The sequence below is a fragment of the Pseudoalteromonas sp. NZS100_1 genome (genome assembly GCF_015864285.1).
GTDB lineage: Bacteria > Pseudomonadota > Gammaproteobacteria > Enterobacterales > Alteromonadaceae > Pseudoalteromonas > Pseudoalteromonas arctica.
Map to the genome: position 1 here is coordinate 17770 of NZ_JADYXN010000019.1, position 25809 is coordinate 43578.

Sequence of the window (25809 nt, forward strand, 5' to 3'; positions counted from 1 at the left end):
ACCACCCTAGATGATAAATCGAAGGTGGTTTTTTATTGCCCTGCTTTAAGCTAATTCAGTTAATACTCAGGGTAATTGAGTTAGTATGCGGGTAATTTATATAATAAAAGCCGTCCTATGTGTTTACCTAAGTTAGTAGTCACTCTTTTTATTACTTCAGTTTTAGCCGCTTGTAGTAGCCAGCCTATTGTTAAATCATCTGCTGGAGAAATCACTCAAGTTGGGAAAGCATCTTTTTATGCTGATAAATACCACGGAAGAACAACCGCCAACGGAGAGCGCTTTAGCCAACAAGCCGCCACGGCAGCCCATTTAGAATTCGATTTTGGTACTACGGTGGTTGTTACCAACCTCGCTAATAACAAATCAGTCACGGTAAGAATCAACGATAGAGGCCCGTATGTGCGAGGTCGTATTATTGATTTATCAAAAAGTATGTTTAAAAAAATAGCCGACCCTAAGGTCGGCGTTATTGATGTATCAGTAAAGGTTTTAAAACCGGGTAGTTAGCGAAACATAACCAGGATAAGCCACACTGAGCTCTTTATGAGAGCCTTGTGCGACTATTTGACCGTCTTCCAACCATACAACATTATCCATTTGAGCAAGTAGAGCGGGATCGTGCGTAATTGTCAGCACGCTCGCGTTATTCATAACATGCATTATTGCTTGCATTACCCCTTGCTTAGACTGATTATCAAGACCTTCTGTTGGTTCATCAAGAACCAAAATAGCCGGACTTTTAAGCAAAGCTTGTGCAATAGCTATACGTCTAGACTGACCTTGCGATACGTTACGTCCACCAGTGCCTAGTCGTGTTTTTAAACCTTCTTTTAGCTCATTAAACCATGGGCTTAATTGCGCTAATGAGAGCGCTTCAATCATTTGCTCTTTAGTTGCATTTGGCGCGGCATAACGTAAATTTTCACTCAGTGTGCCATCAAAAATATGGTGCTGCTGAGCGAGTATATTTATCACACTTGCGCGTATATCATTATTTAACGAATGTAAGTCAACAACGCTATTTTGATTATTTAGCGTTATGCTGCCTTGTTGTAAAGGCCATAAACCAGTCAGTAAATTTACAAGCGTCGTTTTACCGCTGCCGCTTCTACCTACAATTGCTACTTTTTGCTGGGGCTTTAGTTCAAAACTGATATTAGTAAGCGCTGTTTGCTCACCATATTGGTAGCTAATATTGTTAAGTGCTAGCGTGTGGTTTTGCGCGCTAAAGCTTTCATCAACGTCTACATGTGTATCTTTAACTTGTGAGCTAGCGGCTTTATCTTCAAGTGTAAACAACCGCTCTGCTGCTTTTAATACACTAGGAAGCTCTATAAACGCATTGGGTAGTAGCAATACGCTTTCATAGCTTGCCAGTACAAATAAACTTAACATAGCAAGTTCTACATTTACCATACTGTTGGTGTAAACCAATGGAACTATGGTTACTATGCTAGCAAGCATTGCTAATTGAACAACCAACAAGCTTAACCCATCTGAGTTTGCCAGTGCTTTGTGGCGAATAAATAATTGCTGATTGTACTGCTCGCTTAATTCGTCGCACTTATTAAGTTGCTGCGAACGGGCTTGATAAATACTAAGCTCTCTAAGTCCTGTGAGTGTATCTGAAAGCTCAGAGCGAAGTTGTGCACTAAGTTGTGTTTCTTTGTGGCTGTTTTTAGTGAGCTTTGCGCTGAGTAGGGCAGGTATAACCACACCAATAAGTATAATGCCAGTAAAGCAAATAAGGGCGACGTTGCCATTATAGGCCGACATAAACAGCATGATGATTGGCACACTTAAAAGAGTGACCAGCATAGGAAGTAAAACGTTTAAATAAAACTTGTCGAGTGCGTCTACATCGTTTTGTAATCGGTTAACTAGATCAGCGCTGCGGCTCATTGCTAAATCAACATTGTTAAGCTTGCTTAACGTTGCAAATACATTGGTACGTATTTCACTTAGTAATAAAAATGTGGCGTTATGAGTAACTAGGCGTTCGCCATAGCGCGATGCAGTTCGTACAATGGCTAAAAAACGAATCGTTCCTGCTGGAGTAAAGTAGTTCATTTGCACGCCCGCAAGACCTGCAGCCGCCATTGATGCTAAAAACCAGCCAGAAATAGCCAACAAGCCCACATTGGCTAATACCGTAATCGTTGCTAAAAATGTACCCAATAGCATAGCTTTATAATGAGGAGCACAAAGCTTTAATAAGCGAATAAAATTATGCATGCGCAACCCCTTGTTTAGCCGTTTTTAATAAATCAGCAAATGCACCATTTTGCGCTGCAAGTGTTTCAAAGTGACCTTGCTCAGCTATTTTTCCATCGTGCATAACAATGATATTGCTGGCATGTTTAACGGTATTGAGTCTATGAGCAATGACTAATACTAAGTTATTTTTAGCGTATTCATTAATAGCATCTTGAATAAGCAGCTCTGTTTGGCTATCAAGGTGCGCTGTAGGCTCATCAAGCACTAAAACCGGTGCTAGCTTTATAAATGCACGAGCGAGTGCGATGCGTTGCTTTTGCCCGCCAGAAAGCCCTTCCCCTTGCTCACCTATCAGTGTGTTAAAACCATCGGGTAGGGTATTTATAAATTCAAATACACCAGCTTGCTTTGCTGCATGTTCAAGCTCTTGCTGTGTGGCAGTTGGTTTGGCCAATTTAATGTTGGCAGCAATGGTGTCGTAAAACAGCGTCGCTTTTTGTGGTATCCACGCAATGTTATTTTGCAAGTAGGTTATATCGGTTGTACTTAAACTCTGATCATTAATTGATAGGTGGTTAATCACCTCAGGGTGAAACCCTAATAGGCAATCAAACAACGTACTTTTACCTGAGCCACTACTGCCTACAACAGCAATTAATCCTTTATTTGGCAGTGTTAAACTTATATTTTTAATGCCTTCGTTACTATCTGGGTATATAAAATTAAGGTCGGTAATACTTATTGAGCTAATTGTATTTAAAGTTAAATTGTTTTCAGGCGTGCTTGTAGTCACTGACGCATTTTCGTCACTTGGCAGTGGTGCATTTAAAATCGCAACCATATCGGCAGCGGCACTAATGCCTTGTAAACGTGCATGGTAATGGCTACCTAGCTGGCGCAGTGGTAAATAAAGTTCAGGCGCTAAAAGTAGCACCACAAAGCCAGTAGCAAAATCAAGAGTGCCAAAAAACAGTCTAAAACCAATAATTACTGCGACTAATGCCACGCTAATGGTGGCTAAAAACTCAAGTGCAAATGATGATAAAAACGCGATTTTTAAAACATCGAGTGTAGCGTGTCTAAAATCATCTGAAATTTTAGCTATTTGTTTAAGCTCGGTACGTGTTGCATTAAATAGCTTGAGTTGAGTTAAACCTTGTACGCGGTCAAAAAAGTAATTGCCCAGTACAGCAAGTTGCTTCCAGCGTTTTTGGTTTAAAGCTTCGGCTTTTGAGCCTACCAAAATCATGAAAAAAGGAATGAGCGGGGCGGTTAATAAAAATATCAGCCCAGCTTTATAATCTGTCGGAAAAATAACAACCAATATTGCCAGCGGGATAAGCGCGCTGTAAGCAGCACCAGGTAGGTATTTAGCATAATAGTCGTGAAGAGCTTCTACACCATTATGTAAGGTATTGAGTGTAGCGCCTTGGCCGTGTTGTTCTATATAGCTTGGCCCAAGTAAGCTGAGCTTATTTAGAAGTGTTTGGCGCATTGCCGATTTTATTTTAAGTGCAGCATATGCACTCAAGCGTTCGCTTAATGCTAAAAATATTGCACGCAGTAAAGTAATAGCTGCTAAGGGCCACAGTAAGTGTGTAACGCCGCTTAAGCTGCTGCCTTCAAACATTACATTATGAATAGCTTGAGCCAGTAAATAAGCACCTGCAATCATCAGTAATGCGTTAAAAGTACCCAGTGCAATGCTTAACTTTAACCACACTGCAGCGGGTTTACTTTGTAACTTTAAAAAAGCGCGCAGTGACTGCTGCTGCGCGCGATCTGGTCGAGGGTTAGTCGTCATCTTTAGTCGAGTTAGCCTCGTTTAATAAATCATGCATAGGTTGTTCATCATCAGCAATGCTGTTTTTATTTTGATGAAACTCGTACCACATTACATTTATCACACCTAAGGTACAGGCCAAAAGTACACCTAAAATCCAAGCGAAATACCACATAGTTTAGTCTCCTTAATAGCTACCGTGAGTGTTATTTTCAATTTCTTCAACTGTCACTCTGCGCCACATTTTTACGTAACACCAGGTGGTGTAGGTTAAAATAAGTGGTACAAAAATAGATACTGCAACAAACATTACATTTAGCGTTCTATGGCTCGATACCGCATCCCAAATTGTTAAGCTAATATTAGGATTATTGCTTGATGGCATAATAAATGGGAACAGTGAAACACCTGCCGTCATAATTACGCCTACTAACATTAAGCTTGTTGAAATAAGCCCAAGTGCTGGCTTATTCAATTTAGAAAATATAAGAGCACTTAATGCCATTGCAAACGCTAATATAGGGAAGGTCATTGTCCACGGGCGATCGCTGTAATTACTTAACCAAGCACCTTGCGCTGTTGTTACTACTTTAGCTAAAGGATCTGCATGGCTTTGTGTATCAGGCATAGATACAATTTGATAACCCGTTAAATTAGCAACCCAAAAACCAGCGCCTGCAAACAGTATAACAAACACAATCAGTGAATAACGACCATATTGGCCCGAGCGTTCTGCTACTGCATCAGCTGTACGAAGCTGTAACCACATACCCGCATGAGCAATTAGCATAGTGATACTCACTAAACCAGCAAGCAAACCAAACGGGTTAAGTAAACCAAAAAATGAACCTTGGTAGCTAACACGCATTAAGTTATCAATATTAAATGGTACGCCTAAAAATAAGTTACCAAAAGCAACACCAAAAACTAATGCTGGAATTGCGCTGCCTGCAAGCAGACCCCAATCCCAGTTATTACGCCAGCGTTTTGAGTCTACTTTACTGCGGTAATCAAACCCTAGTGGTCTAAAAAACAAAGCAAAGAGTACTAGCATCATGGCAAAGTAAAAGCCCGAAAATGCGGCAGCATAAACCATAGGCCACGCTGCAAATAACGCGCCGCCTGCGGTAATAAACCATACTTGGTTACCATCCCAGTGTGGACCGATGGTATTAATTACCGTACGGCGCTCTGAATCTGTTTTACCAACTAGGCGAAGCAACATAGCAACGCCCATATCCATGCCATCGGTAATAGCAAAGCCAATAAGCAGCACACCAATGATCAACCACCAAAGCATTTTTAATGTTTCATAATCAAAAATCATGATTGCTCTCCTTCAGTTTGATCAGTTTTATTTGGCAATTCAAAATGATATTTACCAGTATGTAGCGAGCTTGGTCCTTGCTTAACAAAGCGGATCATCAACCAACCTTCAACAATGGCTAAACCAGTATAGAAAACAATAAATCCAGTTAAGCTAATTAAAATATCGTTCACTGTTAATGACGACGTGGCTAAAAAGGTCGGCAGTATTTCAGATATAGCCCAAGGTTGACGTCCATACTCAGCAACTATCCAGCCAAATTCAATAGCTATCCAAGGTAGTGGGATGCTCAATACGGCAGCCCATAACAACCAGCGTTTTTGCTCAATAACGCGATGTGCGTTGTAGTAAAATGCCAATATAAATACACCCAACATGGCTACACCGCAGGCAACCATAATCCTAAATGACCAAAACATAGGGCCTACTTTAGGGAAAGAGTCTTTAACGGCTTTTTGAATTTGCTCCTCGGTCGCATCCACAACATCAGGTGTGTAGCGCTTAAGCAGCAAGCCATAGCCTAAATCATCTTTTAGAGTGTTAAATGTCGCTATATTTTCAGGCGTGTCTTCACCATTTCGGAGCATCATAAGGTATTTATAAGCTATCATACCGTTACGGATTCGTACTTCGTGTTGTTTTTCTAGGTCGTTAATACCGGTTACTTGCTCATCGAGCGAGCGAGTTGCAATTAACCCAAGTGCGTAAGGTATTTTAACCGCAGCATGTGTTACTTGCTCTTCTGAATCAGGGAAACCAAATGCGGTAAACGCAGCAGGGGCTTCTTCTGTGTGCCATTCGGCTTCAATTGTTGCCAGTTTTACTTTTTGAACTTCGCCTACTTCGTAGCCTGATTCGTCACCTAGTAAAATTACACATAAAATTGACGCTAAACCAAAACCAGAAGCGACCGAAAACGAACGCTTAGCAAATGCAAGGTCGCGGCCTTTTAATATGTACCAACTACTTATACCCAATACAAACATTGATGCAGCTACATAACCTGCCGATACCGTATGAATAAACTTAACTTGTGCTACAGGGTTAAACACAAGCTCTGCAAAGCTAGTCATTTCCATGCGCATGGTTTGATAATTAAACTCAGCACCTACTGGGTTTTGCATCCAACCGTTGGCAATCAAAATCCACAGCGCCGACATGTTAGTACCAATGGCCATTAAAAAGGTTGCACCTAAATGTTGGCGTTTAGAGAGTCTGTCCCAACCTAAAAAGAACATACCAACAAAGGTCGATTCTAAAAAGAATGCCATTAAACCTTCAATTGCCAGGGGAGCCCCAAAAACATCACCTACGTAATGGGAATAATAAGACCAGTTAGTACCAAACTCAAACTCCATGGTAAGGCCTGTGGCCACACCAATTGCAAAGTTAATACCAAACAATTTTCCCCAAAACTTAGTCATATCACGATAAATTTCGCGACCGGTCATTACATAAACCGATTCCATAATAACTAAAATCCAGGTCATACCTATCGTTAACGGTACGAATAAGAAATGAAAGAGAGCGGTAACAGCAAACTGTAATCGCGATAGATCCACAAAGGTTTCATCTATCATTATTGGCTCCTTGAGAGTGACGGATTAACAGGGCAACATTTAATTGGCAAAGTTAAGTTTTAATGAACTTTCAGTAATTACTGAAAGTTTGTAATATTATTTACGTTTGTGCAATTTTTGTCAATATGTATATTAGTAAAACTTAATATATATTTTATATGCTACATCAGTATTAAAAACAAACAATACAATAAATTAAATTTAGTGATAAAAAACCAGTTATTTAAAGCATTTAACCAAACAGTAAAACACGGTAAACTAACAAGCATGAACGCCTGGTTTACTTGTGAAATAAAATCAAATGAATAAAGATAAAAAACAACTACGAATTGGTATTGTGGCAGGTGAGCTGTCGGGCGATATTTTAGGCGAAGGCTTAATTAAAGCCCTTAAAAAGCACTTCCCGGATGCTATTTTTGAAGGGATAGCAGGGCCTAAAATGCAAGCGCAAGGCTGTAAAACACTTTACGACATGGATGAGCTTTCAGTAATGGGGCTTGTTGAGGTACTTGGGCGTTTACCGCGGTTGCTTAAAATACGTAAACAACTCGTGCAGCATTTTGTAGATAACCCACCTGATGTATTTATTGGTATAGATGCACCCGATTTTAACTTACGCGTTGAAAAGCCACTTAAAGATGCGGGCATTAAAACAGTACAGTATGTAAGTCCATCTGTTTGGGCGTGGCGCGAAAAGCGTATACATACAATAAGTGCAGCCACTAACTTAGTGCTTGCGTTACTGCCATTTGAAAAAGAGTTTTACGATAAACACCAAGTGCCATGTACATTTGTAGGACATACCTTGGCTGACGATATAGCGCTTGAGCACGACGATACTAAAGCACGTGCAGAACTCGGCTTAAGCCTTGATGACAAAGTACTGGCGTTACTTCCTGGTAGCCGAGGCTCAGAAGTTGGTTTACTAAGCGAAACTTACATTAAAACAGCTGCAGAGCTGCAAGCTAAAAACCCCAATCTTAAAGTTGTGGTGCCACTGGTTAACGAAAAACGCAAAGCGCAGTTTACTGATATATTAAACGCTACCGCGCCAAACCTTAATGTTAACCTGCTTGATGGACAATCAAAATTAGCGATGCAAGCTGCTGATGCTATTTTATTAGCGTCGGGCACTGCAACACTCGAAGGCATGCTTTATAAAAAGCCAATGGTAGTGGGCTATAAAATAAAGCCTTTGAGCTATTGGATATTTAAAACTTTATTTACGTTTAATATTAAGTATTTTTCGTTGCCTAACTTATTAGCAGACGAAGAGCTAGTGCCTGAGTTTTTACAAAGTGAGTGTAATGTGGCTAATTTAATCAATGCGCTTACCCCAATGCTTAATACCGATAACATTGAGCTAAAAGCACGCTTTTTAGCTATTCACGAAAAAATTAGATTAAATGCCAGCGAACAAGCAGCTAATGCTGTGGCGGAGTTAATAAATGCAAATTGATAGACCTAATGTATCCTTAATTGCCGGTGTAGATGAAGTAGGGCGCGGCCCGCTTGTTGGTGATGTAGTTACTGCCGCCGTCATTTTAGATCCCACTAAACCAATTGCTGGCTTAGCGGATTCTAAAAAATTAACAGATAAAAAGCGCCAAGCGCTTGCGATTGAAATAAAAGAAAAAGCATTGTGTTATGCCTATGGGCGCTGCAATCCAACAGAAATTGATGAGTTAAATATTCTGCACGCGACTATGCTCGCTATGACCCGTGCAGTAGAGGCATTAAGTACGCAACCTGAATTTGTATTTATAGATGGTAATCGTTTGCCAAAACTCACTATGCCAGCGCAAGCTATTGTTAAAGGCGATAGCTTAGTGGCCGAAATTTCAGCGGCGTCTATTTTAGCTAAAGTAGCACGCGATGACGAAATGATTGAGCTTGATAAACGCCACCCTGAATATGGCTTTGCAGGGCACAAAGGGTATCCAACAAAAGCACATTTTGCAGCGCTTGAGCAGTACGGCGCGATTGATGAGCATCGTAAAAGCTTTAAACCTGTGCAGCGTGTATTGGCGCAAGCCAATGGTGAGGGTTAAGCATGGCTGCTCCTGATTTTGTTCATTTAAGAGTTCATTCAGATTTTTCGATGGTTGACGGCCTTGCTAAAACAAAGCCAATAGTTGCTAAAGCGCAAGAGCTGCAAATGCCCGCTATTGCGATTACCGATCAAATGAACTTTTGTGGCTTAGTGCGTTTTTATGGCGCAACACATAACGCCGGTATTAAGCCTATTGTGGGTGCTGACTTTTGGGTTCGTAGCCCAGAATTTCCTGACGAGCCAAGCCGCTTAACTATATTAGCCAAAGACAACGACGGCTATAAAAACATTACCTTATTAATATCTAAAGCGTATCAACGTGGGCATGTGTTTCATCGCCCAGTGATTGACCGAGAATGGCTGGTGGAGCATAAAACGGGCTTAATTATTCTCTCTGGCGCTAAAGATGGTGACTTAGGTAAGGCGTTACTAAAAAATAATCCAAGTGTTATTGAGTCGGTAGTTAGCTTTTATAAGCAGCATTTCAGCGATAACTATTACCTTGAGCTTGTTCGCACTAACCGACCGCTTGAAGAAGACTACTTACACATGGCGGTAGAGCTTGCTACAAAAGAGCAGTTACCTGTTGTAGCGACCAACGAAGTAGTGTTTTTAAAGCCTGAAAACTTTGAAGCGCACGAAATTCGCGTTGCTATTTTTGATGGTTACACGCTTGACGATAAACGCAGGCCTAAACGATTCTCTGAAGAACAATACCTAAAAACATCAGAGCAAATGGCTGAGCTGTTTAGCGACATTCCAGAAGCCCTACAAAACACAGTAGAAATAGCTAAACGTTGTAATGTAACGGTTCAGCTAGGGACTTACTTTTTACCTGATTACCCAACTGGCTCACTCAAGATTGATGAGTTTTTAGTTAAAGTGTCAGAAGATGGTCTTGAAGAGCGACTGCAGTTTTTATTCCCCGACGAAGAAGAGCGAAAAGTAAAACGTGTTGAATACGATGAGCGACTTGATATAGAGCTTGGCGTAATTAACCAAATGGGATTCCCAGGTTACTTCTTAATCGTAATGGAGTTTATTCAGTGGAGTAAAGATAACAATATTCCGGTTGGGCCTGGTCGTGGTTCAGGTGCAGGTTCGTTAGTTGCATACGCCCTTAAAATTACCGATTTGGATCCACTTGAATTCGACTTGCTTTTTGAGCGATTTTTGAATCCAGAACGTGTGTCAATGCCCGATTTCGACGTCGATTTCTGTATGGATAGACGAGACGAAGTAATTGATCACGTGTCGGCTTTGTATGGGCGAAATGCCGTATCGCAAATTATTACCTTTGGTACCATGGCTGCAAAAGCGGTAATACGCGATGTAGGGCGAGTGCTTGGGCACCCTTACGGGTTTGTTGATCGTATTTCAAAAATGATTCCAGGCGATCCTGGGATGACACTTGCTAAAGCGTTTGATATAGAATCGCGCTTGCAAGAAGCCTACGATGGCGATAACGAAGTAAAAGATTTAATCGATATGTGTCGCATTCTAGAAGGGTGTACACGTAACGCCGGTAAACATGCGGGTGGCGTAGTAATATCGCCAACCACTATTACCGACTTTGCTGCACTTTATTGCGATGACGAAGGTAAGTTTCCGGTCACACAGTTTGATAAAAACGACGTAGAAACTGCAGGCTTAGTTAAGTTCGATTTCTTGGGTTTACGTACACTGACTATATTGCAGTGGGCGGTCGAAATGACCAACGTGCGCATGGAGCGCCAAGGTAAAGACCTCGTTGATATAAATACCATCCCACTGAATGATAAAAAAAGTATTGAGTTGCTACTTCGCGCTGAAACGACTGCTGTATTCCAGCTAGAATCGCGCGGTATGAAAGACTTAGTACGCCGTTTAAAACCCGATTGTTTTGAAGATATGATTGCATTGGTGGCCTTGTTTCGCCCGGGTCCGCTGCAATCAGGCATGGTAGATAACTTTATCGACCGAAAATTGGGCCGAGAAGAAATCTCATACCCAGATGCGCAGTATCAGCACGAAAGCTTAAAACCAATACTCGAGCCAACTTACGGCATTATCTTGTATCAAGAACAAGTAATGCAAATTGCGCAAGTGCTAGCAGGTTACACGCTAGGCGGCGCCGACATGCTTCGCCGTGCAATGGGTAAGAAAAAACCCGAAGAAATGGCAAAGCAGCGTTCAACATTTGAAGATGGCGCAAGAAATAACGGCATTGACGGCGAACTCGCAATAAAAATCTTCGACTTGGTAGAAAAGTTCGCAGGTTATGGTTTTAATAAATCTCACTCAGCGGCATATGCATTAGTATCGTATCAGACGCTGTGGATGAAAACGCATCATCCTGCAGAGTTTATGGCTGCGGTTATGTCGGCCGACATGGATAACACCGATAAAATAGTTATTTTGGTGGATGAATGTGAAAACATGAAGCTCACCTTATTGCCGCCAGACGTAAATGCAGGCGAGTTTAAGTTTACAGTAAACCTGCAAGGCGAAATTGTTTACGGCATTGGCGCAATTAAAGGCGTGGGTGAAGCACCGGTTGATGCAATACTAGAAGCGCGTGCTAAAGGTGGTCCGTTTAAAGATTTATTCGATTTTTGTGCCCGAGTTGACTTAAAACGCTTAAATAAACGCGTAACCGAAAAATTAATTTATTCAGGTGCGCTTGATAAATTAGGGCCTGAAAAAACACAACCAGGGCGTGCTACATTACTAGCTAGCTTAAAGGATGCAATGCGTGCGGCTGACCAACATAATAAAGCTGAGCTGTTAGGGCAAAGTGATTTGTTTGGTTTATTAGCCACCGAGCCTGATGAGGTTGAACAAGCCTTTATTAAAGCCACAGGACTCACCGATAACGAGTGGTTAGAAGGCGAAAAAGAAACGCTAGGCCTTTATTTAACTGGGCATCCGATAAATCAGTACCGCCGTGAACTTAAGCATTATACCAGCGGAAAAATAGTTGATTTACAGCCAACTAACCGTGATGTATTTGCAACCGCTGCTGGTTTAGTGATTGCCTCTAGGGTATTAATTAATAAAAAAGGAAATCGTTGGGCCTTAGTAACTTTAGATGACAAGAGTGCACGGATTGATGTACGCTTGTATTCAGACGAGTTTGAAAAGTACCAAGATATGCTCCAAGTTAACAATATCTTGGTAATATCTGGACAGGTCAGCTTTGATAACTTCTCCGGTGGTATTACAATGACCGCCAGAGAAATAAACACCATTGCTCAAGCGCGTGAAAAACGCATTAAAGCGATTAAAATGACGCTGAACATGGTGCAAGTCGAGGCAGGTTTCTTCGATAAATTACAAAAAGTACTCGAACCCTATAAAATGGGAACGTGTCCGATCAAGGTTTATTACCAACGTCCAGATGCGTTGGCGCAATTAACTCTTGGGATCGAATGGTGTGTTACGCCGAGCGACGACTTAATTCATAAGTTATCACTCATGGCGGCGCAAGACGTAGAACTAGAATTTAACTAATTAGGTAGTTTAGAGCATGAGCCTCAATTATCTTGATTTTGAGCTTCCAATTGCAGAATTAGAAGCAAAAATTGAAGAATTACAAAATATAAGCCGCGCTGGCGAATTAGACCTTGAGTTAGAAGAGGAAGTCAGCAAATTAAAAGAAAAAAGCGCCAAGCAAAAACAGGAGATTTTTTCTAATTTAGGCGCCTGGCAAGTATCACAGTTAGCACGTCATCCGTTGCGTCCTTACACTCGAGATTATATCGAGCGCATTTTCACGGAATTTGACGAGTTTGCTGGCGATCGTACTTTTGCTAACGATCCGGCTATTTTAGGAGGCGTTGCGCGTTTAGATGGCGAACCAGTAATGGTTATTGGCCAACAAAAAGGCCGTGACACTGCTGAAAAAATTAAACGCAACTTTGGTATGCCAAAGCCAGAAGGTTACCGTAAAGCATTACGCTTAATGGAAATGGCTGAGCGTTTTAAAATGCCAATCATGACTTTTATCGACACGCCGGGTGCATACCCAGGTGTTGGCGCTGAAGAACGTGGTCAATCTGAAGCAATCGCGCGTAACTTAAAAGTAATGGCGACACTTAAAGTGCCGACAATATGTACGGTTATTGGCGAAGGCGGTTCAGGTGGTGCATTAGCGATTGGTGTGGGCGACAGAGTTAACATGTTGCAATACAGTACTTACTCTGTAATTTCGCCTGAAGGTTGTGCGTCTATTCTTTGGAAAAGCGCCGACAAAGCACCACTTGCAGCAGAAGCAATGGGTGTAACCGCAGAGCGTGTTAAAGAGCTAGACTTAATCAGTAACTTAATTGATGAACCTCTAGGTGGCGCGCACCGCAATTACGATGCGATGGCACGTAACTTAAAAGTTCGCCTTAAACGTGACTTAGCAGACCTACAAGCGCTTACGCTTGAAGAAATGCTTGATCAACGTTACAAACGTTTAATGTCGTTTGGTTATTGCTAAACACATTAAATGTTAAAAAAAGCCGCTTATGCGGCTTTTTTGCTTTAAAATGTTCAGAGTTTTTATATAAAAGTGCGCCCATATGCATACATCAGCAATTTATCAGCAATTAAAAAAATCATTAAATAGCTATATTGAGCAAGGTAACACCGCTTTTACAGTGGCGCTTTCTGGTGGCGTTGATTCTGTGGTGTTGTTGCATTTAATGCGCACTTTAAAAGAAGATAACCCTGCAATTAATGTATCGGCTATTTATGTCCACCATGGCTTGAGCCAGTATGCTGATGACTGGCAACACTTTTGCAAAAACGTATGCATTGAGCTTAATGTGCCTTTTGAAGCTGCGAAAGTTGTAATTGAGCAGCAGTCGCGCACGAGTCTTGAAGCCCAAGCACGCGACGCCCGTTATAAAGCACTTGATGAGCTAAGCCCACAAGACAGTATTATTTTACTGGGCCAACACTTAAACGATCAAGTAGAAACGTTTTTACTGCGCTTAAAGCGTGGCTCAGGTTTAAAAGGGCTTGGTTCTATGTATAAAGAGCGCTTGCTGCAAAGTGGGCGTATATGTTTTAGGCCATTGTTAAGTGTAACGCGCAGCGATATAGAAGCGTTTGCAGCGCAGTTTAATATTAACCACATAACCGATGACTCTAATACAGATGAAAGCTTTGACCGTAATTTTTTACGATCGAAAATAGTACCTGTGTTAGCTGAGCGCTTTAATGGGTTTGAACAATGCACTGCACGAAGTATTGAGCTACTACAGCAGCAACAAACATTACTTGATGAATATACTCAGCTTGATTTAAATAAGTGTATTAACGAGCATCAAGCACTTTGCATTGGCCAGATAAGCGAATACAGCGCAGCGCGCATTGCAAATATAGTACGTGCGTGGCTTGCACTATTTACACAAGTGATGCCATCGCAAAAGCAGCTCGAGCAAATTATTAATCAAGCAATGTGCGCAAAAAACGATGCACAAATGCGTATTGATTTGCTCGATGGGCAAATACGTCGTCATCAAGGTTATTTGTATTTTGTAACACCAAGTGAAGTGTTAACAGATATTGAGCTGAATCATTCACAGCTAAAACTGGCAGACGGGCGCTTATTAATTAAAAGCACCGGTTGTGGAGTAAGACCTCCACACGCTAATGAGCAAGTAATAGTGCGTTTTGATTGCAATAGCGCACGCATTAAACCACTTAAAAAGCCTGGTAGTAATACAGTTAAGCATTGGTTTAAAGATGCAAAAATAGCGCCCTGGCTTCGCGCCAGTGTGCCGCTTATTTTTTATAATGATGAATTAGTTCAAGTGGTTGGTTATTTTATAAGTGCTAAGCATATTGATGAAAATGGTATTTTTTGGGAGTGTAAATAAATGAGTAAACAACCGCATGTTGGTTTGTCGTTAGTTACTAAAGCGCCAGTGGGTATGCTAATAACGGCCGTTATAGCTATTATTGCTAATATTTTACTTGAGCTAAATATAGTTACGCTAGGTTATGCAGTTGCGGGTGGAATTGTATCTGCAGTGCTTTTATTAGCTTATTGGTTAGGTAAAGGTGGATTGTTTTTTATTTTAGGCGTGAGCCTGCCACTGCTTTTAGTATTATTTACACCGCTTGCTACTATTACTGCATTACTTAATTTAATTAGCGGATTCTTTTTTGGTTTTTGTGCCGCGTTGTTTATTTATAATTTGGTAAGTGCAAAGCCTAGCGGGGGAAGCTAGGCTTTTTATTTAATGCAGTTAAGTAAAGACTAATATGCTTTTGCGCAGTTTCTGCCAGATGCTTTTGCTTTGTATAAACCTTTATCGGCGCGAGCAAATATTTCAGTTTCGCTGTCTTGGCTGTTAGCTAAAGTAAAACCAATACTGGTTGTTACTTTATACTTAGACATTAGGGGCGATTTTCTTACTAAGCACATTATCCGCTCAGCAATCACTTTATTCGTTGTAAACTCAGGGTCTTCAATAAGTAAAGCAAACTCATCACCACCAAATCTAAATACCGAATCAGTGCCGCGTATGCTGCTACACAGTACTTTTGAAAACTCTTTAAGTGTATCGTCACCAATTTTATGGCCAAAGTTGTCGTTAACTTGTTTAAAGTTATCTAAATCAAGCAGCATTAAACTAAATGGACGCTGGTAACGACGGCAGTTTTCAAGTTTTTGCAGTAAAAAGTCATTAAACTGACTACGGTTATTTAAGCCGGTTAATGCATCCTTTGTGGCAAGCTTTAATACTCGGCTATACATCATCGCATTACGAAGTGGATAAACCAGCGCAGTATGCAAAGTATGTAGCTTTTTCTCAATGGCTTGACCAAGCGGGAATTTACTAAAATAAATTAGTTGCCCTAAGTGTTCTTTACCAATCGCCAAATCAAAAATATAGGGTGTACTATTTGTATCACTCTGTGATGTTTGTGTAGTTCCCAGTGTTGACTGAAACTGTAAACCAGAGAAATTTAACAATTGTTTTGTAAATTTTGCGTATATAGCTAAAACATCCTCAATCACTAAGCTAGTTTGTAGCTCTGTAACGAGTTTATGTGTTTCTGTTATTTCATTTGTTGGCGAATGTTCAGCCGAAAACGGCAAAAAATCACCGCGACCAGACACACGCTGCGTCAAAATATGGACGTTTTCCATTAAATTCTCCCCCGAGGGTGTTACTTTGCAATTACTAAGCGATTTTTGTGCCATATTTTAAAACTGGCTGAAAAACAGAAGGTTGCTATATTTAAAGTAAGTCCCTTGGTTTAATTGACGCGTGAGGCCGAATTTGCAGAGTATTAACGTTCAAATTTTTGGCTTGCTAGTGGCAGCAGTTCTTTTTGTGTGGTTTTTTAAACGCATTGGCTTGCCGCCTATTTTGGCGTACCTAGCAACGGGGGTTTTAGCCGGTAGTCATGGTATTGGTTGGCTAGCGCAATCTCATGAAATAGAGTTTGTAGCAGAGCTTGGGATTGTGTTTTTGTTATTTAGTTTGGGGTTAGAATTTTCTATTTCGCGGCTAATGGCAATGCGAAGCCTAGTATTTGGGCTGGGCTCGTTACAAGTAGGTATAACCAGCTTACTCTTCATTATTATTTTATATTGTTTAGACTTTTCCCTGCTCACCAGTTTTACCATTGGTACAATTATGGCGCTTTCTTCTACGGCTGTAGTGGTTAAGCTATTAAAAGAAACGGGTGAGCTTAATCAGCGCCGTGGGCAATTGGCCGTTGGTGTACTGCTTTTTCAAGATATTGCTGTTGTTCCTCTATTAATAATACTTCCTTTATTTGCATCAAGCGACTCTCAAAGTATTGGCTGGGCTTTAGCGTTTGCCCTAAGTAAGGGCGCATTTGTATGCGTGCTTCTTTGGGCAATTGGTAAATGGGTATTGCCCATTGTGTTTAAAGAAATAGCGCAAGTACGAACCGATGAGTTGTTTGTGCTTACCACTATATTAGTCGCCTTATTTGCGGGCTTTTTAACGTATATGTTTGGCTTGTCTATGGCATTGGGCGCTTTTTTAGCGGGAATGATGTTAGGTGAGAGCAATTACAGGCATCAGTTAGAGGCCGATATACGTCCATTTCGCGATATTTTAATGGGGCTGTTTTTTGTAACTGTGGGTATGCAGTTGGATATTTTATTTGTACTGGCGCATATAGTAATAATTATTGGCGCATTGCTTGGGTTACTCGTATTAAAAATTACAGTAGTCGCACTTAGTGCGCGGCTAATGCATGAGCGAAACCAAGACTCGCTCGCCTGTGGCATTATGCTGTGGCAAATGGGGGAGTTTGGTTTTGTACTTATCGCACTTGCTGGCCAGCATCAGTTATTAAACTCAGAGCAAGTTTCATTTTTAATTGCCCTTGGTGTGTTATCAATGGCATTTACACCATTTTTGATTGATAAAACGCCATTTATTTTAAAGCGTTTGGGTATACTCGATCTCCCTAGTTTAGCGCTGGAGAGTGAGCCACAAAGTAGTACACTTTATAGCGACCATGTTGTTATTTGTGGTTTTTCGCGAGTTGGGCAAACTATAGCGCGTTTTTTAAAGCCCGAAGCAATAGACTACGTTGCCATTGAAAGTAACCCAATTTTAGTACAAGAAGGCAAAGCGGCGGGTGAGCCTGTTATATTTGGCTATGTTAAACAAAAAGATATTTTAAAATGCGCAGGAGTAGAGCGAGCTCGCTTGGTTATTATTACTTTTACAGAGCTTGATCACGCACAAGTTGTTATTGATGCCATAAAACAAATAGCGCCCAACGTTAAAATACTCATTCGTACCCGTGACGATAGCCAGTTAGATTATTTAAAAGGGCTAGGCGTAACCGAAGTAGTGCCAGAGTCGTTAGAGGCGAGCTTAATGCTCGTGTCGCATGTGTTGTCTATGTCGGGCGTACCGATGACGCGTATTGTGCGTAGAGTAAGTAAAGAGCGCCGTAATCGTTATCCGTTAATGCAAAGCTTTTACGCAGGGTATTTTAAAGATAGCGAAGATGCCTCAAGTGAACGATTAGAATACTTACATGTAGTTGCGCTGCCAAGCAAAGCTTATGCGGTTAATAAAACAATTGAAGATCTAAATTTAGAAAAACGTCGAGTACTCGTAAAAGCACTGCGCAGAGAAGGAGCCGAAATAGACACGCCATCAGCGCAAACAACCTTGTTAGCTAACGACGTTTTAGTACTACAAGGTAAACCAAGGCGAGTAGAGCGGGTAGAGCACTACCTGCTCGACGGAATAGAATAACGTGCCTGTTTGGGCTTAATCTAACTCTAAAAACTCACGCATTTTAGGTAACTGCGCCATGCCATCTTCATAGCCAATTTGCATTAGATGCTGGGTGTAGCGTTTTTCAAACAATAGGTAACTGGTTAAACTCGATTGCGAATGTTTTTTAACACCGATTGTACGCAGCAATACTTTAATCGCCCACGGCATATCGTCGTAATACTGCGCAGCAATAGCATTAAAGTTTTGCGAAGGGTTAATAACAAAGGTATCTATTTGTTTTAGCTCTTGGTGTTTATCGCGTGCAGGTAATAGTCCTAAAGTGCGATTTACACGTTCCAAACGCTCCAAATCCGACTGCATTGTGTCGGTAAATACACTGTCGAGTAAATGCCCTGCAACAGCAGATAAGCCAGGATAATGAGGGGAGTAACCCGGTGGGTGAAGCTCTTTAGGCTGGTCGACCCCAATAATAAATATTTTTTCAGCCCCTAAATGAATCGACGGACTCAGCGGAGAAAGTTGATGTATTGAGCCATCACCAAAGTAATGGTTATAAATATTTACGCTTGGAAACACCATAGGAATCGCACTTGATGCCATTAAATGCTCAACGTTAATACGCGTAGCTTGGCCTTCGCGTTTAGCGCGTTGCCATGGTGTTTGTGTATTTGATTGAAAAAACGCAACAGAGTCGCCCGTGGTATAACTAGAAGCCGTAATTGAAAGCGCATCTAAATAATTTCGGTGTAAGTTACGCTCTATCCGGTGTAAGTCTAAAATCTCATTGAGCAAACCACGTAGAGGGCGATTATTTAGCAAACTCGCTGGTGGATGGTTAATATGTTCTGACTGAAAGCTCGTTAAAATATTACGCGCAATATGACCAAATACGCTTAAAAAATCACTTTTATAGACCATAGAGGTTGAAAAGTTTTTCCAAACTGATTCAAGCTTTCGTACAGCCAAATGCGCACAGGAGGCGTAACATGCTAACGCAGCTGAGTTAATAGCCCCAGCAGAGGTGCCATTTATTACTCTAAATGGCAATGGAGCAGTACGAGGCATACTATGAGCTAGCGCTTTAAGGACACCCACTTGATAAGCAGCACGTGCGCCACCACCTGTGAGTAATAAGGCAATTTTAGGTTTTTGTGGATCAACTTGCTTGATTTTCATATTGGTGGTTAAACTGTTCTACGTCTTTACTTTATTTATTAACTGTAAGTCTTTAAGCTAGAAGAATCAAAGGATAACTGCCCTAATACTTATTACATTGTTTAATCACCCAATTTAGTACTTAACTTACTTTGCTATAATTGCCGTATTATAAAATGTAATAGTATTTGTGTAAGAATGAATTTAATCCACTTAGCGTACTCTAAGTGATATCGCATTTTAATTTTTATGGAGTTCGTATGTCAGATAAACCAGAAGCATCAGATGTTCAAAAACGTCCACCTAATAACAATATTCTTTTCGCCGTTATTATTTTAATAGTCGTAGCATGTGCGGCCGCCTTCGTATTGCTAACACCCAGTGACGAGCAAGCAACACGCACTGAGGTAGAGCCCACAGTTAAAGAACAACCTATGATGGAGCTTAAACCCGAGAACGACCCCGTGGTAGATGCGCCGTCTGTAAATCCAGAAAAGCCAGCAGAGCTTGAAGTACCAGCACAAAGTCCAAGTGAGCCTGTGCCAGAAGTAGAGCCACTACCAACGCTTAACGAAAGTGATGCAGTTGTTGTTGCTAAAATGGACGAGTACCTAAGCGACTCAGTAATGAGCTTAATGGTGACCGACGATGTTATTCGTCGTGGTGTGGTATATGTAGATAACTTAGCAAAAGGAAAAATAGCTAAAAAACACATGCCTGTTGTACAGCCAGAAGAAAAATTTAGCGTGAATGAAGGTGATATCTTAACGATTAACCCTAACAGCTACGAGCGTTATACACCGTATGTGAAAATATTTACCAGTATGAGTGCAGCGCAAGCCGTTCGCATGTACGAAGAGTACAAGCCACTTATTAATAATGCATACAGTGAAATTGGTTACGGCGATGACGAATTTAATCAAACGCTAACCGATGCAATCGATTTATTACTTGATACGCCAGAGCCTGAAGGTGACTTGCCGTTACTTCGTGATTCAGTAACTTACCAGTATGCGTTTTCGGAGTGGGAGCAATTACCAGATGCACAAAAGCAGCTTTTACGTATGGGTCCAGAAAACATGAAAAAAGTAAAAGCAGCATTACGTAATATAAAAGCGCAGTTAGAGAACAATTAATACGCACTAAAATAGCTAAATACGCCGCGATTGTATATGAAGTATGCAATCGCACTTTCTTTTTAGATTATCCCTTGAATAACAGAGCAAAAGTAGAGATAATCCCTCCCGCGCCAACCAAGGCCCTCAATGGTAGTCTTATTGGTCCTCTCGCAACACTAGCAGGCGAACCTGGTCAGGCCCGGAAGGGAGCAGCCACAGTTTGTGACGTGTGTGCCGAGATGTGGCTGGTAAGACTGCCACCCAAATTCCTCATTTGGGTGTTTGAACTAATAAACTTAATTCCTCAAAAAGAATTCCTCTAATTAAATAATACTATTTATTTATAGATTACTTTATAAATTACTTTATAGATTGTTATGTCATTTTTGTTAAAAATATTACTAATAACTACATGATAGTATTAATTAAAAGTAAATTAGCCTCCCTTTTAAACATGTTGCTCATCCTCGGTTCGTAAATACGACTTAAGTCTAGATTGTGTAGTACGAAGTTAGGATTAGAATAATGTCAAATTTAGAGAGGAGCTCAGTATGCACTTGGAACGTATTCGCAATAGTAACCTGCACGACAAGGTGATGCCGGCAGAACAAGCAAGCCAATTTATTAAAGATGGAATGACTGTAGGGATGAGCGGTTTCACTCGCGCCGGAGAAGCTAAAGCAGTACCCAGAGCATTAATTGAGCAAGTCAAAAAAAATCCAATCAAAATAAATTTAATGACGGGTGCGTCATTAGGTAATGATCTCGACAAGCTATTAACAGAAGCGGGCATTTTAGCGCGTCGTATGCCTTTTCAAGTAGACAGCACTTTACGTAAAGCGATTAATAACGGTGAAGTAATGTTTATTGATCAGCATTTATCTGAAACAGTTGAGCATTTACGTAACCATCAATTAACCATGCCTGATGTGGCTGTTATTGAAGCCGTTGCCATTACCGAAAAAGGGCATATTGTGCCGACTACATCGGTTGGTAATTCAGCGAGTTTTGCTATTTTTGCCAAAGAAGTCATTGTTGAAATTAATATGCTGCATAACCCGAATCTTGAAGGTTTGCATGACATATATATTCCTTCGTATCGTCCTACTCGTCAACCAATGCCGTTAGTTAAAGTAGATGATAGAATTGGCAGCACTGCAATTCCTATCGATCCTGCAAAAATTGTTGGTATTGTTTTTACTAACCAAAGCGACTCGTTTTCTACCGTTACCGACCCTGATGAAGACACCGCCGCTATTGCGCGCCATTTAGTTAACTTTTTTAAAGAAGAAGTGGCTCAAAATAAATTGCCAGCTAATTTAGGACCGCTACAAGCAGGCATTGGTAACATTGCAAATGCTGTGATGATGGGACTACTCGATTCTGACTTTAAAGACCTAACAATGTACTCTGAAGTACTACAAGATTCGACGTTTGACCTAATTGATGCAGGTAAGCTTAGTTTTGCATCGGGCAGCTCAATTGTTTTATCGGAGCGTTGTAATGCGCAAGTATTTAATAATTTAGAACAATACAAAGACAAGCTAGTGTTACGCCCTCAAGAAATTTCTAACCATCCTGAAATAGTGCGCCGTTTGGGAATTATTGCAATAAACACCGCGCTTGAGTTTGATATGTATGGCAACGTAAATTCAACACATGTTTGTGGCACACGAATGATGAATGGTATTGGTGGCTCTGGTGATTTTGCTCGTAATGCTCATTTAGCAATATTTGTGACTAAATCGATTGCTAAAAATGGCGCTATTTCAAGCGTAGTGCCTATGGCCAGTCATGTTGATCATAACGAACACGATGTTGATATTTTAGTAACCGAGCAAGGCTTAGCTGATTTACGCGGTTTAGCGCCGCGTGAGCGAGCAATACAAGTCATTAAGCACTGCGTGCACCCAGATTACCGTGACGATATGTTAGATTACTACAATCGCGCTTGTGAGCGTGGTGGGCACACCCCTCATTTACTTGAAGAAGCGTTTAGCTGGCATATTCGTCTTGAACAACAAGGCAGCATGAAAAAAGTATCTGCAGCAGATGCTCAAGTGCAACTGTCTGCATAAGCATTTTGGTTTATTAAAATTGAATTAGTTAGTTTTATACTTACTTTTGAACCGCACTAGTGTCAGCTCAATCAGCTTTGATTAGTGCGGTTTGATATAAACTGTAAGTCCAAAATAATTTTATACCTACTCTTTGTATACCTTTCCCAACCACCTTTTATTATTTTATTCACTTAGGTTTAAGTGCTATTACCGTTATTAAGTGTGTAATGTGTTTATTAAAAAAAGAGATACTAAAATGGCGTTTGACAGAGGATTAGAAGAGCGACCTTACAGTAAAACCAGTTAAGGGCTTGGTTTATATTTTGCCTGAAGGTTTTGAGTCTGATTCTGATTTAGCATATTGGGTAAATACGTGCGTTAACTTTGTAGAGTCTTTGCCGCCCAAACCTTTTAAAAAAACGACCCGCACTTAAGTAAATTAGCGAAGTATCACCTTAATTAAAATAAGCACTGCAATCAAATTACTGGCGCTATGAGCATGAATGCTACATAATTGAGCGACTGCTCACTTATGCGCTTTTTACTTATGTATGATTCATACTGTTTCAAAAGACGCTTTAAATTTTTTAGTAAATAAAAGAGAGAATGTAATGATTAAAGTAAGCGTATTATACCCAAATAATGAAAGTGCTACTTTCGATATGGACTACTACTGTAAAACACATTTACCCCTAGTTGCAGAGTTAGTTGGTAAAGCGCTTATATCAAGTAGTGCAGATGCAGGTTTAGCAGGTGGCGCACCGGGCGAAGCGCCAACTTATATTGCTATGGGGCATTTAGTGTTTGAATCGGTAGAATCTTTTCAGCAAGCCTTTGCACCTCATCAAGAGGCAATAGCCGCTGATTTAGTTAACTTTACTAACGTGTCTCCAGTAATTCAAATTAGCAATATTGCTGGGTAAATTACACGCTAAAACTAATTTAAGAACTACTTAATAACCCCTACCGCATTTAGTGCAGTAGGGGTTTTATTTTAACTGCAATAAAAGGGCTAGCGCTCTGTTTTAAGTAATATTAGTTCTAATATTTAGATGTATTAAACCCGCCCTTGTGTTGATTATGAAAATGATAAAAGTTATCATTTAGGTTGTTGGCTATCTACACTTCTCCCAGGAATTATCATGTTTAACCCTAATTATTTGGCATTAAGTATTGCTGCGTCTTTATCTGTTTTTTCTAATATAGCTTTTTCACAACAAAACGACGACATTGAAACTATTGAAGTAACTGGCCGTGCCCAGCAATTTTACCTAGAAACCGAAAGTAAAATTGGGACTAAAACTAATTTAGATCTTATTAAGCTTCCGCAATCTGCGCAGGTATTAACCGAGCAACTTATTATTGACCAAGCAGCGCGTGACATTACCGATTTGTACCGATCTATTGCGGGAGTGAGCGAATATAGCTACTCAGGCGTAACTTTTCGTGGTTTTAGAGATGACGCAAATGTATTTTACGATGGTGTGCGTGGCGACCCATATTCGGGCTTTGGTGTACCGCAGTTATTTAATGTAGAACGTGTTGAAGTATTAAAAGGGCCTGCCTCTGCTTTGTATGGCGGTGGCGAACCTGGTGGGATGATTAATTACGTAACTAAAAAGCCAAGCTACACACAAAAACGCGAATTAAAGCTTACTTTGGGTAATTACAACACCCGTGGTGCATCACTCGATATGACGGGTGGTTTAAACGATACAATGGCTTATAGATTGGGTGGTTATTATGAAGAGCAAGACAGCTATCGTAACAATGCAGACTCAGCTAATACCGAGCTAACAGGCGGATTGTTATTTGATTTAAGTGATTCAACAACCTTAACCACAAGTGTTGACTACATAAAACAAGACCTGGGCGGTAACCGCTTACGGGGCGTACCGGTAGATGACAACGGCAACTTTTTAGTTGACCCAAGTTATAACGCTAATGAAGCGGTTGATTATCAAAATATGGAAGCTTTGGTGCTTCAAGCAGAACTTAGCCATTATTTTAATGATGATTTTTCTTTAAGTACTACGTTTCGCTACATGGATAACGAGCGAGACCAAGCCTACCATGAGTCGCAAAGCTGGGTAGATGTAAATGGTGATGGCGAAGCAAACATTGATGACGAAACCATCAAACGAGAATACCGTAAGCAATTTCGTGCCAATAAAGAAGCAAGCTTAACCACCGACTTTGTTTATAACTTTGGACAAGGACAATTAACCCATCAGTTTTTATTTGGTGGTGATTACCACACCGTTGATACCGAATATGACTACTTACGTGCCCGATATGAGGCCGATGGCGTCGCTAATTTAAATATTTTTAATTTAAACTACGGTGAAACCGACCCAAGCACTTATAACCTTACCGACATGAACCGCGATGGCGTTGATACCGACCGATTTGGTGTGTATGCACAAGACGTAATTAGCGTAGGCGAGCAGTGGACAATTATTGCAGGTTTGCGCTATGACCATTTTAAAGAGTTTAATCAAGAAACTGGTTTTAGTTACTCAGATAACGACATAACGCCGCGCGTTGCTGTTACTTATCAGCCAGTAGAAAACACATCGGTATATATTAACTACTCAGAGAGCTTTAACCCTACATCGTCAGCCGACCAAGAAGATGTAGAGGGCGAAGGTAATTTAGAACCAGAAACCGGCAAGCAAACCGAACTGGGTATGAAAAACCAATGGCTTGACGGCAAAATAATGAGCACCTTTGCAATTTACCAAATTAATAAAGAAAACGTGGTAATGAGCAACCCTGACGATACTGGCGCGGGGGATGGCATTGCTGCACTTTTAAATATAGGTGAAGTAGAAAGCCGAGGATTTGAAACAACTTTAGTTGGCGATTTGTCGCAGCACTGGACCGTAACGGCTAACTACGCGTACAACGATACGCAAGTGGTAGACGGCGTAACGGGTGATACGCTTTCAAATACATTTGGAGATGGTTCGCGCTTTGCTAATGCACCACGCCACCAGGCAGGTTTATGGACTCGCTACGCACTGGATTCGATTGATTCATCAATTGCCTTTGGTGCAAATTACGTAAGTGAGCAACTTAGTACAAGTGGTCAAAAAGTAAAACCATTTACCGTATTTGATATGAGCTGGACGAGTCGCTTTGATAACGTGTTATTGAGTGTAAATATTAATAATCTGTTTGATAAAGAATATGCTGTAAGTGGGTTTAGTGAGCGGAACGGCCACTTTCCTGGCAGCCCTCGTGAAATTATTGGGCAAATAACTTACAAGTTTTAATACTTATTAGC

Annotated in this window: 19 protein-coding genes and 1 other RNA gene; 13 read left to right on the plus strand and 7 right to left on the minus strand. The window is 40.8% G+C overall.

Annotated features, from left to right (window positions below; genetic code table 11):
* Positions 1 to 117: 117 nt before the first annotated feature.
* Positions 118 to 510 carry a septal ring lytic transglycosylase RlpA family protein gene (locus I6F66_RS13230; protein WP_197209353.1) on the plus strand — a complete coding sequence of 131 codons (393 nt, stop codon included), beginning with the start codon at positions 118 to 120 and terminating at the stop codon, positions 508 to 510.
* Here the strand turns inward: I6F66_RS13230 and cydC are convergent.
* Genes cydC through I6F66_RS13255 form a run of 5 tightly spaced genes read right to left on the minus strand, consistent with a single transcriptional unit; the run spans position 493 to position 6910 of the window.
* Positions 493 to 2238, minus strand: coding sequence for a thiol reductant ABC exporter subunit CydC (gene cydC, locus I6F66_RS13235; RefSeq protein ID WP_197209354.1), 1746 nt, complete (start codon positions 2236 to 2238; stop codon positions 493 to 495). The two genes, I6F66_RS13230 and cydC, sit on opposite strands and share 18 nt — an antisense overlap.
* Entirely contained in the window at positions 2231 to 4024 is a 1794-nt protein-coding gene (cydD, locus tag I6F66_RS13240) for a thiol reductant ABC exporter subunit CydD (protein ID WP_197209355.1), read from the minus strand. The genes cydC and cydD overlap by 8 nt, the downstream gene beginning before the upstream one ends.
* On the minus strand, positions 4014 to 4178 hold the full coding sequence (gene cydX, locus I6F66_RS13245) for a cytochrome bd-I oxidase subunit CydX (RefSeq protein ID WP_008133888.1): 165 nt from the start codon (positions 4176 to 4178) through the stop codon (positions 4014 to 4016). The genes cydD and cydX overlap by 11 nt, the downstream gene beginning before the upstream one ends.
* A 12-nt stretch (positions 4179 to 4190) precedes the next feature.
* Positions 4191 to 5330: a cytochrome d ubiquinol oxidase subunit II gene (gene cydB, locus I6F66_RS13250; RefSeq protein WP_231611878.1), complete on the minus strand. Its 1140-nt coding sequence runs from the start codon at positions 5328 to 5330 to the stop codon at positions 4191 to 4193.
* Positions 5327 to 6910: a cytochrome ubiquinol oxidase subunit I gene (locus tag I6F66_RS13255; RefSeq protein ID WP_197142631.1), complete on the minus strand. Its 1584-nt coding sequence runs from the start codon at positions 6908 to 6910 to the stop codon at positions 5327 to 5329. The genes cydB and I6F66_RS13255 overlap by 4 nt, the downstream gene beginning before the upstream one ends.
* 301 nt (positions 6911 to 7211) lie before the next feature.
* On the opposite strand from I6F66_RS13255, the gene lpxB reads away from it, so the two are divergent.
* The 6 genes from lpxB to I6F66_RS13285 all read left to right on the plus strand — a co-directional run bounded on the left by lpxB (position 7212) and on the right by I6F66_RS13285 (position 15169).
* Entirely contained in the window at positions 7212 to 8369 is a 1158-nt protein-coding gene (lpxB, locus tag I6F66_RS13260) for a lipid-A-disaccharide synthase (protein ID WP_197119488.1), read from the plus strand.
* A complete protein-coding gene (gene rnhB, locus I6F66_RS13265; RefSeq protein WP_010553737.1) occupies positions 8359 to 8961 on the plus strand; it encodes a ribonuclease HII in 603 nt (200 codons plus the stop codon). The genes lpxB and rnhB overlap by 11 nt, the downstream gene beginning before the upstream one ends.
* Positions 8962 to 8963: 2 nt before the next feature.
* Entirely contained in the window at positions 8964 to 12455 is a 3492-nt protein-coding gene (gene dnaE, locus I6F66_RS13270; RefSeq protein ID WP_197209356.1) for a DNA polymerase III subunit alpha, read from the plus strand.
* A 16-nt stretch (positions 12456 to 12471) separates the two neighbouring features.
* Positions 12472 to 13428, plus strand: a complete 957-nt coding sequence (accA, locus tag I6F66_RS13275; RefSeq protein ID WP_007581016.1) for an acetyl-CoA carboxylase carboxyl transferase subunit alpha — start codon at positions 12472 to 12474, stop codon at positions 13426 to 13428.
* A gap of 82 nt (positions 13429 to 13510) precedes the next feature.
* Positions 13511 to 14815, plus strand: coding sequence for a tRNA lysidine(34) synthetase TilS (tilS, locus tag I6F66_RS13280; RefSeq protein ID WP_165728541.1), 1305 nt, complete (start codon positions 13511 to 13513; stop codon positions 14813 to 14815).
* Positions 14816 to 15169 carry a hypothetical protein gene (locus I6F66_RS13285; protein WP_165728542.1) on the plus strand — a complete coding sequence of 118 codons (354 nt, stop codon included), beginning with the start codon at positions 14816 to 14818 and terminating at the stop codon, positions 15167 to 15169.
* A 29-nt stretch (positions 15170 to 15198) separates the two neighbouring features.
* Here I6F66_RS13285 and I6F66_RS13290 read toward each other — a convergent pair whose 3' ends face one another.
* Positions 15199 to 16095: a GGDEF domain-containing protein gene (locus I6F66_RS13290; RefSeq protein ID WP_024590733.1), complete on the minus strand. Its 897-nt coding sequence runs from the start codon at positions 16093 to 16095 to the stop codon at positions 15199 to 15201.
* Positions 16096 to 16228: 133 nt separating this feature from the next.
* Between I6F66_RS13290 and I6F66_RS13295 the strand changes: the two genes are divergently transcribed.
* Positions 16229 to 18202 (plus strand): monovalent cation:proton antiporter-2 (CPA2) family protein, encoded by a 1974-nt coding sequence (locus I6F66_RS13295; protein ID WP_197176585.1) that lies wholly within the window; start codon positions 16229 to 16231, stop codon positions 18200 to 18202.
* A gap of 15 nt (positions 18203 to 18217) precedes the next feature.
* On the opposite strand, the gene I6F66_RS13300 is transcribed toward I6F66_RS13295, so the two are convergent.
* Positions 18218 to 19363 carry a patatin-like phospholipase family protein gene (locus tag I6F66_RS13300; protein ID WP_165728544.1) on the minus strand — a complete coding sequence of 382 codons (1146 nt, stop codon included), beginning with the start codon at positions 19361 to 19363 and terminating at the stop codon, positions 18218 to 18220.
* A gap of 239 nt (positions 19364 to 19602) precedes the next feature.
* Between I6F66_RS13300 and I6F66_RS13305 the strand changes: the two genes are divergently transcribed.
* The 5 genes from I6F66_RS13305 (at position 19603) to I6F66_RS13325 (ending at position 25798) form a co-directional block, all read left to right on the plus strand.
* Positions 19603 to 20478: a DUF3014 domain-containing protein gene (locus I6F66_RS13305; RefSeq protein WP_101164364.1), complete on the plus strand. Its 876-nt coding sequence runs from the start codon at positions 19603 to 19605 to the stop codon at positions 20476 to 20478.
* A gap of 139 nt (positions 20479 to 20617) precedes the next feature.
* An RNA gene (ffs, locus tag I6F66_RS13310) (signal recognition particle sRNA small type) lies at positions 20618 to 20714 on the plus strand.
* A gap of 297 nt (positions 20715 to 21011) precedes the next feature.
* A complete protein-coding gene (locus I6F66_RS13315; protein WP_165728563.1) occupies positions 21012 to 22538 on the plus strand; it encodes an acetyl-CoA hydrolase/transferase family protein in 1527 nt (508 codons plus the stop codon).
* Between the two features lie 593 nt (positions 22539 to 23131).
* Positions 23132 to 23443 (plus strand): EthD family reductase, encoded by a 312-nt coding sequence (locus tag I6F66_RS13320; protein WP_007584064.1) that lies wholly within the window; start codon positions 23132 to 23134, stop codon positions 23441 to 23443.
* A gap of 219 nt (positions 23444 to 23662) precedes the next feature.
* A complete protein-coding gene (locus I6F66_RS13325) occupies positions 23663 to 25798 on the plus strand; it encodes a TonB-dependent siderophore receptor (protein WP_165740906.1) in 2136 nt (711 codons plus the stop codon).
* The last annotated feature ends 11 nt before the right edge of the window (positions 25799 to 25809 follow it).

What these genes read in the sequence shown, in the direction of transcription:
- I6F66_RS13285 (WP_165728542.1), top strand. Translation starts at nt 14,816, where the DNA reads ATGAGTAAACAACCGCATGTTGGTTTGTCGTTAGTTACTAAAGCGCCA.
- I6F66_RS13305 (WP_101164364.1), top strand. Translation starts at nt 19,603, where the DNA reads ATGTCAGATAAACCAGAAGCATCAGATGTTCAAAAACGTCCACCTAAT.
- cydB (WP_231611878.1), bottom strand. Translation starts at nt 5,330, where the DNA reads ATGATTTTTGATTATGAAACATTAAAAATGCTTTGGTGGTTGATCATT.
- I6F66_RS13300 (WP_165728544.1), bottom strand. Translation starts at nt 19,363, where the DNA reads ATGAAAATCAAGCAAGTTGATCCACAAAAACCTAAAATTGCCTTATTA.
- I6F66_RS13315 (WP_165728563.1), top strand. Translation starts at nt 21,012, where the DNA reads ATGCACTTGGAACGTATTCGCAATAGTAACCTGCACGACAAGGTGATG.
- I6F66_RS13255 (WP_197142631.1), bottom strand. Translation starts at nt 6,910, where the DNA reads ATGATAGATGAAACCTTTGTGGATCTATCGCGATTACAGTTTGCTGTT.
- cydX (WP_008133888.1), bottom strand. Translation starts at nt 4,178, where the DNA reads ATGTGGTATTTCGCTTGGATTTTAGGTGTACTTTTGGCCTGTACCTTA.
- accA (WP_007581016.1), top strand. Translation starts at nt 12,472, where the DNA reads ATGAGCCTCAATTATCTTGATTTTGAGCTTCCAATTGCAGAATTAGAA.
- lpxB (WP_197119488.1), top strand. Translation starts at nt 7,212, where the DNA reads ATGAATAAAGATAAAAAACAACTACGAATTGGTATTGTGGCAGGTGAG.
- tilS (WP_165728541.1), top strand. Translation starts at nt 13,511, where the DNA reads ATGCATACATCAGCAATTTATCAGCAATTAAAAAAATCATTAAATAGC.
- cydC (WP_197209354.1), bottom strand. Translation starts at nt 2,238, where the DNA reads ATGCATAATTTTATTCGCTTATTAAAGCTTTGTGCTCCTCATTATAAA.
- I6F66_RS13320 (WP_007584064.1), top strand. Translation starts at nt 23,132, where the DNA reads ATGATTAAAGTAAGCGTATTATACCCAAATAATGAAAGTGCTACTTTC.
- dnaE (WP_197209356.1), top strand. Translation starts at nt 8,964, where the DNA reads ATGGCTGCTCCTGATTTTGTTCATTTAAGAGTTCATTCAGATTTTTCG.
- I6F66_RS13230 (WP_197209353.1), top strand. Translation starts at nt 118, where the DNA reads ATGTGTTTACCTAAGTTAGTAGTCACTCTTTTTATTACTTCAGTTTTA.
- rnhB (WP_010553737.1), top strand. Translation starts at nt 8,359, where the DNA reads ATGCAAATTGATAGACCTAATGTATCCTTAATTGCCGGTGTAGATGAA.
- I6F66_RS13290 (WP_024590733.1), bottom strand. Translation starts at nt 16,095, where the DNA reads ATGGAAAACGTCCATATTTTGACGCAGCGTGTGTCTGGTCGCGGTGAT.
- I6F66_RS13325 (WP_165740906.1), top strand. Translation starts at nt 23,663, where the DNA reads ATGTTTAACCCTAATTATTTGGCATTAAGTATTGCTGCGTCTTTATCT.
- cydD (WP_197209355.1), bottom strand. Translation starts at nt 4,024, where the DNA reads ATGACGACTAACCCTCGACCAGATCGCGCGCAGCAGCAGTCACTGCGC.